13 protein-coding genes are annotated in these 12008 nt (G+C 72.7%); 6 read left to right on the top strand and 7 right to left on the bottom strand.

The features are described 5' to 3' along the window. The first annotated feature begins 43 nt into the window (after positions 1-43). Together HUT19_RS13885 and HUT19_RS13880 are read left to right on the top strand one after the other, a co-directional pair. The gene (locus tag HUT19_RS13885; RefSeq protein WP_176180781.1) at positions 44-898 is read left to right on the top strand and encodes a PHP domain-containing protein; all 855 of its coding nucleotides are present in this window, start codon (positions 44-46) and stop codon (positions 896-898) included. Positions 899-976: 78 nt separating this feature from the next. Continuing rightward, positions 977-1582, top strand: a complete 606-nt coding sequence (locus HUT19_RS13880) for a MarC family protein (RefSeq protein ID WP_176180780.1) — start codon at positions 977-979, stop codon at positions 1580-1582. A gap of 72 nt (positions 1583-1654) precedes the next feature. Here the strand turns inward: HUT19_RS13880 and HUT19_RS13875 are convergent, their stop codons facing one another. Beyond that, positions 1655-1807, bottom strand: coding sequence for a hypothetical protein (locus HUT19_RS13875; protein WP_176180779.1), 153 nt, complete (start codon positions 1805-1807; stop codon positions 1655-1657). Positions 1808-2020: 213 nt separating this feature from the next. On the opposite strand from HUT19_RS13875, the gene HUT19_RS13870 reads away from it, so the two are divergent. Continuing rightward, complete coding sequence (locus HUT19_RS13870; RefSeq protein WP_176180778.1) at positions 2021-2950, top strand: NYN domain-containing protein; 930 nt, start codon at positions 2021-2023, stop codon at positions 2948-2950. A gap of 42 nt (positions 2951-2992) precedes the next feature. Here the strand turns inward: HUT19_RS13870 and HUT19_RS13865 are convergent, their stop codons facing one another. Continuing rightward, positions 2993-3859 carry an alpha/beta fold hydrolase gene (locus HUT19_RS13865; protein ID WP_176180777.1) on the bottom strand — a complete coding sequence of 289 codons (867 nt, stop codon included), beginning with the start codon at positions 3857-3859 and terminating at the stop codon, positions 2993-2995. A 118-nt stretch (positions 3860-3977) separates the two neighbouring features. Further along, a complete protein-coding gene (locus HUT19_RS13860; protein ID WP_254885563.1) occupies positions 3978-5963 on the bottom strand; it encodes a DEAD/DEAH box helicase in 1986 nt (661 codons plus the stop codon). 453 nt (positions 5964-6416) lie between these two features. Between HUT19_RS13860 and HUT19_RS13855 the strand changes: the two genes are divergently transcribed. Beyond that, positions 6417-7232: a ferritin-like fold-containing protein gene (locus HUT19_RS13855; protein WP_176186852.1), complete on the top strand. Its 816-nt coding sequence runs from the start codon at positions 6417-6419 to the stop codon at positions 7230-7232. A gap of 65 nt (positions 7233-7297) precedes the next feature. Here HUT19_RS13855 and HUT19_RS13850 read toward each other — a convergent pair whose 3' ends face one another. The 4 genes from HUT19_RS13850 to HUT19_RS13835 form a co-directional block, all read right to left on the bottom strand. Further along, complete coding sequence (locus HUT19_RS13850) at positions 7298-7573, bottom strand: hypothetical protein (protein WP_176180775.1); 276 nt, start codon at positions 7571-7573, stop codon at positions 7298-7300. Positions 7574-7852: 279 nt separating this feature from the next. Beyond that, positions 7853-8080: a DUF3107 domain-containing protein gene (locus tag HUT19_RS13845; protein ID WP_176180774.1), complete on the bottom strand. Its 228-nt coding sequence runs from the start codon at positions 8078-8080 to the stop codon at positions 7853-7855. A 158-nt stretch (positions 8081-8238) separates the two neighbouring features. Next, on the bottom strand, positions 8239-8883 hold the full coding sequence (locus HUT19_RS13840) for a TetR/AcrR family transcriptional regulator (protein WP_176180773.1): 645 nt from the start codon (positions 8881-8883) through the stop codon (positions 8239-8241). Positions 8884-9020: 137 nt separating this feature from the next. After that, positions 9021-9248, bottom strand: coding sequence for a hypothetical protein (locus HUT19_RS13835; RefSeq protein WP_176180772.1), 228 nt, complete (start codon positions 9246-9248; stop codon positions 9021-9023). A 132-nt stretch (positions 9249-9380) separates the two neighbouring features. Here HUT19_RS13835 and HUT19_RS13830 point away from each other — a divergent pair, with 132 nt between their 5' ends. Together HUT19_RS13830 and HUT19_RS13825 are read left to right on the top strand one after the other, a co-directional pair. Beyond that, the gene (locus HUT19_RS13830; RefSeq protein ID WP_176180771.1) at positions 9381-10421 is read left to right on the top strand and encodes an alpha/beta fold hydrolase; all 1041 of its coding nucleotides are present in this window, start codon (positions 9381-9383) and stop codon (positions 10419-10421) included. A gap of 169 nt (positions 10422-10590) precedes the next feature. Further along, positions 10591-11850 (top strand): DUF3152 domain-containing protein, encoded by a 1260-nt coding sequence (locus HUT19_RS13825; RefSeq protein WP_254885562.1) that lies wholly within the window; start codon positions 10591-10593, stop codon positions 11848-11850. Positions 11851-12008 lie beyond the last annotated feature (158 nt).

The following is a 12008-nucleotide window of genomic DNA, read 5'->3' as shown; positions in this document are numbered from 1 at the left end:
AAGCGTCCCCTCCGTTCCTTCCACCGCAGCTTGGAGCCGTGTCGTGCGCATCGATCTGCACACCCACTCCACTGCCTCGGACGGTACGGACACCCCCGCCGAGCTGGTCCACCACGCCGCCGCGGCGGGGCTGGACGTCGTCGCGCTGACCGACCATGACACCGTCGGCGGTCACCAGGAGGCGATACGGGCGCTGCCGCGGGGCCTGACCCTGGTCACCGGCGCCGAGCTGTCCTGCCGGCTGAACGGTGTGAGCCTGCACATGCTCGCGTACCTCTTCGACCCGGCCGAGCCGGAGTTCGCACGTGAACGCGAGCTGGTGCGCGACGACCGGGTGCCCCGAGCCCAGGGGATGGTCGCCAGACTGCGGGAGCTGGGCGTACCGGTCACCTGGGAGCGGGTGGCGGAGATCGCCGGTGACGGGGCCGTCGGGCGGCCGCACGTGGCCACCGCCCTCGTCGAGCTGGGCGTCGTGGACAGCGTCTCGGACGCCTTCACCCCCGAGTGGCTCGCCAATGGCGGCCGCGCCTACGTCGAGAAGCACGAGCTGGACCCCTTCGAGGCGATCCGCCTGGTCAAGGCGGCGGGCGGGGTCACCGTCTTCGCGCATCCGCTGGCCCTCAAGCGCGGTCAGTGCGTCCCGGAGAGCGCGATCGGCGAGCTGGCCGCCGCGGGCCTGGACGGTATCGAGGTCGACCATATGGACCACGACGGGCCCACCCGCGCCCGGCTGCGCGGCCTCGCCGCCGAGCACGGTCTGCTCACGACCGGCTCCAGCGACTACCACGGCAGCCGTAAGAGCTGCAGTCTGGGCGAGTACACCACCGACCCCGAGATCTACGGCGAGATCGTGCGCCGGGCCGCCGGCGCGTTCCCGGTGCCGGGCGCGGGCGGCTGAGCCCGCTCACGCCCTGCCCTCGCCTTCCCCACCCCCCTTCACCCGTCGCTCGCCCACCTCTGCGCAAGGCCCTTCACCGTGTTCGACACCGCTGTCTTCGGTTCTCTCTTTCTCACCCTTTTTGTGATCATGGATCCTCCGGGGATCACGCCGATCTTCCTGGCGCTGACCTCCGGCCGCCCCGTCAAGGTCCAGCGCCGGATGGCGGGCCAGGCCGCCGCCGTCGCCTTCGGGGTCATCGCTGTCTTCGGTGTCGCCGGTCAGCAGATCCTCGACTATCTCCATGTCTCGGTGCCCGCGCTGATGATCGCGGGCGGGCTGCTTCTGCTGCTGATCGCGCTCGACCTGCTCACCGGCAAGAACGACGAGCCGACCCAGACCAAGGACGTCAATGTCGCGCTCGTCCCGCTCGGCATGCCGCTGCTGGCCGGGCCGGGGGCGATCGTCTCGGTGATCCTCGCGGTGCAGCACGCGAAGGGCGCCGGTGGCCAGGTCTCGGTGTGGGCCGCCATCGTGGCCATGCATGTGGTGCTGTGGCTCACCATGCGCTACTCGCTGCTGATCATCCGTGTGATCAAGGAAGGCGGAGTGGTGCTGGTCACCCGACTGGCCGGAATGATGCTCTCCGCTCTGGCCGTGCAGCAGATCATCAACGGTGTCATCCAGGTGGTCCACCAGGCCTGAACGCGAAAGCGCCCCCGTACGTCCGTTGTACGGGGGCGCTGTGCGTGCTGCGTCAGGAACTTCTCACCGGCACTACCGGGCGACGGTGTCGGCCGGGCGGATGTAGATGCGCTGGCCGATCGCCGCGGCCTGCTGCACGATCCGGTTGACGGAGGCGGCGTCCACGACGGTGCTGTCCACGGCGTTACCGTCGACGTCGTCAAGACGCATGATCTCGAAGCGCACGGCTTCTCCCTTCGTCTGATCCTCCTGAGGAGAACTGATGTGTACGGAGGCGGCGCGGCCTCGCTGCCGCACGCTCCTGTACGTCTTCAACGAGAGTGTGCCCTGAAAACATTCCCTACGCTAATGAAATTTTTCGCCAGACTAAGTACCTGCTGGTAGCGGAGGGTGGTCCGGTTGTGATCCCCGAGCGGCCGCCCGGAGAATGAACCGCGTATGAGTGACGTGCTGCCTCCGGGCCAACCAGATCTCGCCTCGATCGTCGTGGGCATCGAGCGCACCAATGAGCTGCTGCAACGCGTGCTCGCCGAGGTCGCCACCACCCCCTCCACCCACGCGATCTTCGTGGACGCGGGGTATGTGTACGCGGCCGCCGGACGGCTGGTCGCGGGCACGGAGGACCGCCGGGCCTTCGAGCTGGACGCCGAGGGGCTGATCGAGGCGTTCATCGACAAGGCCCGCACGATCTTCCCGGACAGCAGGCTGCTGCGGGTCTACTGGTTCGACGGCGCCCGGCGCCGTATCCACACCCCCGAGCAGCAGAGCATCGCGGAGCTGCCCGACGTCAAGGTCCGGCTCGGCAACCTCAACGCCAACAACCAGCAGAAGGGCGTCGACTCCCTCATCCGCTCCGACCTCGAATCCCTCGCCCGGCACCGCGCCATCGGCGACGCCGTGCTGATCGGCGGCGACGAGGACCTGGTCTCGGCCGTCGAGGCGGCCCAGGGCTACGGGGCGCGGGTCCATCTGTGGGGTATCGAGGCCCTGGACGGCCGGAACCAGGCCGAGCCGCTGCTGTGGGAGGTCGACAGCCAGCGCACCTTCGACCTCGACTTCTGCAAGCCGTATGTCAGCCGCCGGGCCACGGGCTACGAGCCGAACGGCGAGACGGCGCCGTGCGGGCCGGCGCCGAGCCGGGACGAGGTGCGCTTCGTCGGGGCCCAGATCGCCGCCCAGTGGCTCTCCTCACGCGGCCGGGAGACGCTTGCCGAGCTGCTGCCGGGCCACCCCTATCTGCCCGGCTCGATCGACCAGGAGCTGCTGATCGACGCGGAGGGGCTGCTGCGGCTGTCGCTGCGCGCCCACGCCGATCTGCGGCGGGCCCTGCGGGACGGCTTCTGGGAGCACCTCCAGGCCCAGTACTGAGTGCCCGGCGCGGCCCCGGGTGCTCACCCGCTGCGACGGGGCTCAGCCCAGGCTCCGCCAGAACGCGATCAGCGCCTCGGCCGTGGCCCGCGGCCGCTCGACGTTGGGGGAGTGCTCGGCGCCCTCGATCACGGTCCGGCGCGCCGACAGCCGCTCCGCCATCTCGTCCATCAGCGGCACCGGCCAGGCGTAGTCCACCTCGCCGGACAGCACATGGGTGGGCACCCCGGACGCCGCGAGCTCGCCGACCCGGTCCGGTTCCGCGTTGAGCTGCCGGCCGGTCGCGATCAGCTGCTCCGGCACCGTGCCCAGCCAGCGCCGGTGCAGGAACTCCCGTACGCCGGGCGGAGTCGCCGCGTCGGCCGCCTCGGGCGGGTCCAGTTCGCGCATCGCCTGCCAGACGGACTCCATGTCCATCACCGTCAGCGCGTCGATGAGCAGCTTGGTGCGGGCCTGCTGCGCGGCCGAGATGGCAGCCGGACCGGAACTCATGATCGTCAACGAGCTGAACGCGCCCGGGTCCCGCAGCACGGCGGTCCGTGCGATCAGCCCGCCCAGCGAATGCCCGAGCAGATGGACGGGGTCCTCGGTGGCGGCGCTGACCGCCGTGGCCTGCGCGAGAAGGTCGAGCGCCAGCTCGTGCCGGGCATACGCGGCCTGGTCCCGGGGTCCGGGGCTCTCGTACTGGCCGCGGCCGTCGACCGCGACGGCCCGGAAACCCGCGGCGGCCAGCGGCTCCAGCAGGGCGATGAAGTCTTCCTTGCTGCCGGTGAACCCCGGCACCAGCAGCACGGTGCCGCGTGCGGCCGAGCCGGGCCGCGCGTCGTGCACGGCGAACTCTCCGCGCGCGGTCCCCAGTCGGTATGCGCGGACGCCCGAGGGCAGTGTGAGAAACGGCGGCCTGCTCATGGGGATGAGGCTATACAGGGCACGGGACACGGACCATGAACGCATCGGGCCCCGTCCGCGGTGTCGCGGACGGGGCCCGGAGGCGCTCTCGGAGACGCCTCGGACGCGCCTGGTGCCGTCAGCTCTCGGCCGCGGCCTCGGGCTGGGCCGCCGCACGGGTGCGACGACGGCGGCGGACCGGCTTGGCCTCGCCGTCGGCTGCCGTCTCCGCGGTCGCGGTGGCCTCGGCGGTCTCAACCGCCTCGGCGGCCTTGGTGCGGGTGCGGCGGCGGACCGGCTTGGCTTCCGCCGTGTCGGTACCCTCGGCGGTGGCGACGGCCGCTTCGGCGGGGGCGTCGGCCTTGGCCCGGGTGCGGCGGCGGCGCGGCTTGGCCACGGTCTCCTCACCGTCGGCGGTCTGCTCCACGCTCGCGGTGGCCTCCGCGGTCTCAACCGCCTCGGCGGCCTTGGTGCGGGTGCGGCGGCGGACCGGCCTGGCTTCCGCCGTGTCGGTGCCCTCGGCGGTCGCGACGGCCGTCTCGGCGGCGGGCTCGGCCTTGGCGGCGGCCCGGGTGCGGCGGCGGCGCGGCTTGGCCACGGTCTCCTCGGCCGGGGCCTGAGCCGGTGCCGGGACGGTCTCGGCGGTCTCGACCGTCTCGACCGCGGCGCCGGTCGCCTCCACCGCGACGCCGGTCGCCTCGCCTGCGGTCGCCGCACCACCGCGGGTACGGCGGCGGCGACGGGGCTGACGCGGCTCGCCGGCGCCCTCGGCGGTGTCGGCGGCGGCCTCGGCGGCCGACGACCCCTCCGGCGCGTTCGCACCGTCCAGGGTCACACCGCCACGGGTGCGGCGCCGGACCCGCTGGGTCCGGGTGCGCGCCGGGCGCTCCTGCGGGGCAGCGGCGGGCTTGCGGCCACGGCCGCCCCGGCCCCCGGTCTCCCCGAGGTCCTCGATCTCCTCGGCGGCCAGCCCGGCCCGGGTGCGCTCGGCGCGCGGCAGGACACCGGTGGTGCCCTCCGGGATGCTCAGCAGCTCGTAGAGGTGCCCGGAGGTGGAGTACGTCTCCTCCGGGTCGTTGAACGGCAGGTCCAGCGCCTTGTTGATCAGCTGCCAGCGCGGGATGTCGTCCCAGTCGACGAGGGTGACGGCGGTACCCGACGCACCCGCGCGGCCGGTACGGCCGATGCGGTGCAGATAGGTCTTCTCGTCCTCCGGCGACTGGTAATTGATCACATGGGTGACGCCCTCGACATCGATACCGCGGGCGGCGACGTCGGTGCAGACCAGCACATCGACCTTGCCGTTGCGGAAGGCGCGCAGCGCCTGCTCGCGCGCTCCCTGGCCGAGGTCGCCGTGGACCGCGCCGGACGCGAAACCGCGCCGGGAGAGCTGGTCGGCGATGTCGGCCGCGGTCCGCTTGGTGCGGCAGAAGATCATCGCGAGTCCGCGGCCCTCGGCCTGGAGCACGCGCGACACGACCTCCGGCTTGTCCAGCGAGTGGGCGCGGAAGACATGCTGTGTGATGTTGGCCACGGTCGCGCCCTCGTCATCCGGCGCGGTGGCGCGGATGTGGGTGGGCTGCGACATGTAGCGGCGGGCCAGCGAGATGACCTGCCCCGGCATGGTCGCCGAGAACAGCATGGTCTGGCGCTTGGCGGGCAGCAGCTGGATGATCTTCTCGACGTCGGGCAGGAAGCCCAGGTCGAGCATCTCGTCGGCCTCGTCGAGGACGAGCGCCTTGACGGCGGAGAGCCGCAGCTTCTTCTGGCCCGCCAGGTCCAGCAGCCGGCCGGGGGTGCCGACGACCACGTCGACGCCCTTCTTCAACGCCTCGACCTGCGGCTCGTAGGCGCGGCCGCCGTAGATCGACACAACGCGGACGTCGCGGACCTTGCCGGCGGTGAGGAGATCGTTGGTGACCTGCTGGCAGAGCTCACGGGTGGGGACGACCACGAGCGCCTGCGGGGCTTCGGTGAGCTGCTCGGGCTTGGCCCGGCCGGCCTCGACGTCCGCGGGGACGACGACGCGCTCCAGCAGCGGGAGGCCGAAGCCCAGCGTCTTGCCGGTGCCGGTCTTGGCCTGGCCGATGACGTCGGTGCCCGAGAGGGCGACCGGAAGCGTCATCTCCTGGATGGGGAACGGGGACGTGATGCCGACGGCTTCCAGGGCCTCGGCCGTCTCGGGGAGGATCCCGAGTTCTCGGAAGGTGGTCAGGATGTTTGCCTCTTCTGTGAGACGCGGCGGGAGGCGGCGAAGGGGGGTCGCACGGCGCCCGGGTGCACCGGCCTTGGGGTGGCCGATTCGGCGCGGGACCACTGCCCTCGCTCGAGCGCTCACGCCGCGAGCGGGTCCCTCCTGCCGTGCGCATGAGCGATGCGCGCCGCGCGGAGGGCGGTCGGTTTGGAGCCGATCGGGCCACCGACCGGGCATCCGCATTCGTGGAACGACCCGCCGGTATGCGACGGGTGCAAATACCACTGTACCCCGGAAGCGCGCATCTGTGACCGGGAAACCGGATGCGCGGCGCCGCAGGTCATGGCTGACCAGGGCCTTCCCCGCGGCGCTGAGCGGGCTATTGTGCGCTTCATGGAGACGCCTGACACGCCTGAGAACGCCGCGGAGAACGCCGCGGCCACCGCCGAGGACCACCCCGGGAGGAGCACGGCGGACCACTCCGGAGAGCCCGGCGCCGAGGCCACCGGGATCGCCGCCCAGGACTGGGACACGGCCGCCGCGGATCCGCAGTACCGGGCCGCCGTGGTGGATCTGCTCGGCGCCCTCGCCTACGGCGAGCTGGCCGCCTTCGAGCGGCTGGCCGAGGACGCCAAGCTGGCGCCCACGCTGGAGGAGAAGGCCGAGCTGGCGAAGATGGCGTCCGCCGAATTCCACCACTTCGAGCGGCTGCGGGACCGGCTGGCGGCGGTCGGCGAGCAACCGACGGAGGCGATGGAGCCGTTCGCCGCGGCACTGGACGGCTTCCACCGCCAGACCGCGCCCTCGGACTGGCTGGAGGGCCTGGTCAAGGCGTACGTGGGCGATTCGATCGCCAGTGACTTCTACCGAGAGGTCGCCGTCCGGCTCGACGCGGACACCCGCGGTCTGGTGCTCCAGGTGCTCGACGACACCGGCCACGCCAGTTTCGCGGTGGAGAAGGTGCGTGCCGCCATCGAGGCCGATCCGCGGGTCGGCGGGCGGCTGGCGCTGTGGGCGCGGCGGCTGATGGGCGAGGCGCTGTCGCAGGCGCAGCGGGTGGTCGCGGACCGCGACGCGCTCTCCACGATGCTGGTGGGCGGTATGGCCGACGGCTTCGACCTGGCGGAGGTGGGCCGGATGTTCTCCCGGATCACCGAGGCGCACACCAAGCGGATGGCCGCGCTGGGCCTGGCGGCGTAGGTGCGGTGTCCGGGAGCGGCCGGGCCCGCGATCGGCCGCCGCTCCCGGGCCGGTCATCAGCCGCCTCAGGCGGTGACCGAGCGCCTGCGGCGGGTGCGCCCCGCCGGGCGGACGAGCAGGGACAGCAGCGCGGCCGCGAATCCGAGCGCGACGGTCAGCACCGCCGCGGAGTGGCCCGAACCGAGCACCGTATGGGCGAGCAGCGCGCCGAAGAGCGCGGCGCCGGGGCCGGTGGACAGAACCAGGTGACGTGCGGGCAGCCGTCGGGGGCGCCAGCGGCTCGCCCCGTACGCGACGGCGAGACCGATCAGTACCGAGCCGAGCGCTTCCCAGAGGATCATGGCGCGTCCTTCCCGTGAGCGGACCGGGACCGACACGCGATCACGTGTCGGTCGTGCCCGTCCTACCCGTGGCCGGGAGCGGGCAACCCCCCGACACGGGGGAGCCGGAAAGCCGGAAGAGGACAGAAGGAGACGGCGGAGTGCGCGCGGTGAGGGCGCATACGGCGCACGGGGTGAGGACCCACCGGCGCGCACCACCAGCCGTATCAGCGCGCACAACGGCGGCGGGGCCCGGTGGAAGGATCTCCACCGGGCCCCGCCGCCGTTGCGTGCGACCGCTCAGAGCGCGCCGAATCCGACCTTGCGGGCGGTCGGCTCACCGATCTCGACATACGCGAGCCGGTCGGCCGGGACCAGGACCTTGCGGCCATGGTCGTCCACCAGGGTCAGCAGCTGAGACTTGCCACCGAGCGCGTCGGCCACCACGCGCTCGACCTCTTCGGCGGTCTGCCCGCTCTCCAAGGTGATCTCGCGGGGCGCGTGCTGCACGCCGATCTTGACCTCCACGGCTTTGTCCCTCCGACGGTCAGTTGGGGTGCGCGGCCGTCCGCGCCGTACGCAGCACACACTAGCCGGGGACGGAGACCTGCCGGGCGGCCCGGGCGCACGCCGGCAGCGAACACGCCCGCCCACCCGGCCGCGCGCCCCGCGGATCCCGGAGTGGCTCAGTGCTGCCCGGCGTCGGCCCCGTGCAGGGGGAACCCCGCGATGCCCCGCCAGGCGAGCGAGGTGAGCAACTGCACCGCGGTGTCCCGCGGCACCCCGCTTCCGCTGGAGAGCCAGTAGCGTGCGACGACCTGCGAGACGCCCCCGAGGCCGACGGCCAGGAGCATCGACTCGTCCTTGGACAGGCCGGTGTCCTCGGCGATCACCTCACTGATCGCCTCGGCGCACTGGAGCGAGACCCGGTCCACGCGCTCGCGCACGGCCGGTTCGTTGGTCAGGTCGGACTCGAAGACGAGACGGAAGGCGCCGCCCTCCTCCTCGACGTACGCGAAGTACGCGTCCATGGTCGCGGCGACGCGCTGCTTGTTCTCGGTCGTCGAGGCGAGCGCGGTGCGCACCGCCTGGAGCAATGCCTCGCAGTGCTGGTCGAGCAGGGCGAGATAGAGCTCCAGCTTGCCCGGGAAGTGCTGGTAGAGCACGGGCTTGCTGACTCCCGCGCGCTCGGCGATGTCATCCATCGCCGCCGCGTGGTAGCCCTGCGCGACGAAGACCTCCTGGGCGGCCCCCAGGAGCTGATTGCGTCGGGCTCGGCGCGGCAGGCGCGTACCCCGCGGGCGCGCCTCGGTCTGCTCGATGGCTGTCACGCCGCCTCCCATTTGAATGTTCTGTGCACGATGTCCACCCGCGCCCGCCATCGTACTTTTGGGTAACCGGGCCGCGCGCGGTTCGTGCGGAGAATTTCACGGACCGGACTCTATGAAAAGCCCACCATCGGCCCTGGTCATCGGTAGTCCTCCTCGCTCACTTCGACGACCCGGGCCTGCTCCGCCCGGTCGGCCTCGTTCGCTTCGAGGAGTTCTCCGGAGGACGGCTGGTCGTCGTGGTGCGGGACCAGGTCGTGGTGCTGTTCGGCGGCGTCCGCCTCGGGAGCCTCGACGTCGAACTCGACGGAGTTGTTGTTGTTCTCGAGGGTCTCGAAGGTCTCGGGGTCACTCGGGTCGATTGACATGTACTCCCCTTCCCGGAGGCGGCAGAGCGCCTCCGTGCAGTAACGAGCCTAGGAGAGGTCACTTTCGGACGCTACGTCGTCTGTGAGGGCGAACACGCGGTCAGGTGCGTGATCGTCTCGTAACATTGCCGCATGTCTGCGACCGAGCCGCCGGAAGCCCGTGTCATCGCGGTGGTCCCGCCCGCGCGGTCCGTGCGGGTCGGCACCGGGGAGGAACTGCGCACCGCCCGGCTGCCCGGACTCACGCTGACCGTGCGCTCCCGTCCTCCGGCCGCCTCCGGTCTGCCGCCCGCACTCTTCATCCACGGCCTCGGCGGTTCGTCGCTGAACTGGTCCGCACTGATGGAGGGCCTCGCCGACCGGGTGGACGGCGAGGCGATCGACCTCCCGGGCTTCGGGGATTCCCCGCCGCCGGACGACGGCGACTACTCGATCACCGGCCATGCCCGCACCGTGATCCGCCATCTCGACGCCGGTGGCCGCGGCCCGGTCCATCTGGTGGGCAACTCGATGGGCGGCGCGATCACCACCCGCGTCGCGGCGGTGCGGCCGGATCTGGTGCGCACCCTCACCCTCGTCTCGCCCGCGCTGCCCGAGTTGCGGCCGCAGCGCAGCGCGATGCCCACCGGACTGCTCGCGATACCCGGAGTGACCCGGCTCTTCACCCGGATGACCCGGGACTGGGACGCCGAGCGGCGCACCCGCGAAGTGATGATGCTCACCTACGGCGATCCGGGGCGGGTCGGCCCGGAGGACTTCGCGCTGGCGGTGGAGGAGTTCCAGCGCCGCCTCGACCTCCCGTACTTCTGGGACGCGCTCGCGCGTTCGGCGCGCGGTGTTGTCGACTCCTACACCCTGGGCGGCCAGCACTCCCTGTGGCGTCAGGCCGAGCGGGTACTCGCGCCCACGCTCCTCGTCTACGGTATGCGCGACCGACTGGTGTCCATCCGGATGGCACGGCGGGCGAACGCCACCTTCCGTGACTCCCGTCTGTTGACACTGTTGGACGCCGGACACGTCGCGATGATGGAGTATCCGGAAGCAGTGGCCCGCGCCATGCGCGAGCTGCTCGATGACGTTGACGGACGAGAAGGCCGGGAGAGCGGCCGGGTGCCGGTACGGGGCGCCGTGCCGGGACCCGGCGTGGACGGGAGCGGTGCGGCGCGTGGGTAAACACAGCGCACGTGGCAGCCAGGACGACCGGGGTCACCGGCCCTCCGCTGCGGGCTCCGGTTCCGGCCCCGGGACCGCCGGGCCCACGCCCCCCGGCCCGGCCGGACCCGGGGGAGCCCCGGGCACCGGGCGCCGGCGGCGCGTCGCACCGGGCGCGGCCGACCCGGGGGTGACACCCCCTCAGGGCGTACCGCGGGCGGCGTACGGACCTCAGTCCCCGCCGCCGCGCGCCCGGGGCGGCCATCCGGAACACCATGAGCCCGGCGGCGGCTGGGGCGCCCTCGGCGGCCCGCGCGCCTCCGCGGGTACCACGACCATGAACCCGCCGTCGCGCCCCACGGTGTCCGGTGCGGGCGGGCTGATGCCCGGCCCGCGCAAGGAGTACCTCGCCGCGTTCGACGCCCCGGGCGCGACGGACGACGGCGACGACGTCTTCGCCGCCGGGGCGCCGGGAGTGGTCCCGGCGCCGCGCCGCGGGCCGGAGCCGGCCGGTGCCGGCGCGGACGGCGGCCGGGGCGAGGAGCACTACACCGCCGACGACGACGCCGACGCCGACGACGCCGACGGATCCGGGGACGACGATCCGGCGGGCGGCGCCCGGGGCGTCACCAAGGGTGGCAAGAGCCGGACCTTCACCGGTGTCGCCGCGGCCGCCGTGACCACCGTGCTGGCGGTCGTGGTGGCCGGGCAGGTGGCGAGCGGCCCGCCGCAGGACAACAAGGCGCGCGCCAAGGGCGGCACGGAGCGCGGCGGCTCCGACACCGTCTCCCGCGACGACGACCGGGGCCGGGGTGCCCCGGCACGGTCCGCCGGTGCCAAGGCCCCCGAGTCGTACGCCGAGAAGATGGCGGCCGTCTTTCCGCTCGACCCCGAGCTGCGCGGCTCCGGCGCCTTCGCGACCGTCGGCGGGCACGACAGGGCGCCCGGCCGGGGGGAGGTGCTGCGCTACCGCGTGGACGTGGAGAAGGGGCTGCCGCTCGACGGCGAGCTGTTCGCCGAGGCCGTCCACAAGACGCTGAACGACGAGCGGAGCTGGGGCCACGGCGGCACCCGCACCTTCGAGCGGGTCTCCTCCGGGCGGGCCGACTTCGTGATCACCCTCGCGAGCCCCGGGACCACCGCGGCCTGGTGCGCCAAGTCCGGGCTCGACACCGCCGAGGACAACGTCTCCTGCGACTCGGCGTCGACCCAGCGCGTCATGATCAACGCCTATCGGTGGGCGCAGGGCGCCAAGACCTTCGGCGACGACAAGGTGCACAGCTACCGGCAGATGCTCATCAACCACGAGGTCGGCCACCGGCTCGGCCACAACCACGAGGTCTGCGGGCGGCAGGGCGCGCTCGCCCCGGTGATGATGCAGCAGACGAAGTTCCTGTCGACCGACGGCGCCACCTGCCGCCCCAACGCCTGGCCGTTCCCCAGGCGATAGCCCAACCGTTCCTGCGGCCGCGGCAGGCCGCGCCGGTGACCCGGCACGGGCCCGGGAATGCCCGGCAGGGCCCGGGAACGACGCGATTCCGGCCCCATAGCGCCCAACAACGCCTGAGCGCAGGGAAGGTCACGGGCGTTCACCCCTTTTGGTGGCGC

This window comes from Streptomyces sp. NA02950, assembly GCF_013364155.1.
In the GTDB taxonomy this organism is placed as follows: domain Bacteria; phylum Actinomycetota; class Actinomycetes; order Streptomycetales; family Streptomycetaceae; genus Streptomyces.
Note: the sequence above shows the minus strand (reverse complement) of the source record. Positions and strands in the feature narration are given on the sequence as shown.

What these genes read in the sequence shown, in the direction of transcription:
- HUT19_RS13870 (WP_176180778.1), top strand. Translation starts at nt 2,021, where the DNA reads ATGAGTGACGTGCTGCCTCCGGGCCAACCAGATCTCGCCTCGATCGTC.
- HUT19_RS13850 (WP_176180775.1), bottom strand. Translation starts at nt 7,573, where the DNA reads ATGATCCTCTGGGAAGCGCTCGGCTCGGTACTGATCGGTCTCGCCGTC.
- HUT19_RS13835 (WP_176180772.1), bottom strand. Translation starts at nt 9,248, where the DNA reads ATGTCAATCGACCCGAGTGACCCCGAGACCTTCGAGACCCTCGAGAAC.
- HUT19_RS13830 (WP_176180771.1), top strand. Translation starts at nt 9,381, where the DNA reads ATGTCTGCGACCGAGCCGCCGGAAGCCCGTGTCATCGCGGTGGTCCCG.
- HUT19_RS13860 (WP_254885563.1), bottom strand. Translation starts at nt 5,963, where the DNA reads ATGACGCTTCCGGTCGCCCTCTCGGGCACCGACGTCATCGGCCAGGCC.
- HUT19_RS13865 (WP_176180777.1), bottom strand. Translation starts at nt 3,859, where the DNA reads ATGAGCAGGCCGCCGTTTCTCACACTGCCCTCGGGCGTCCGCGCATAC.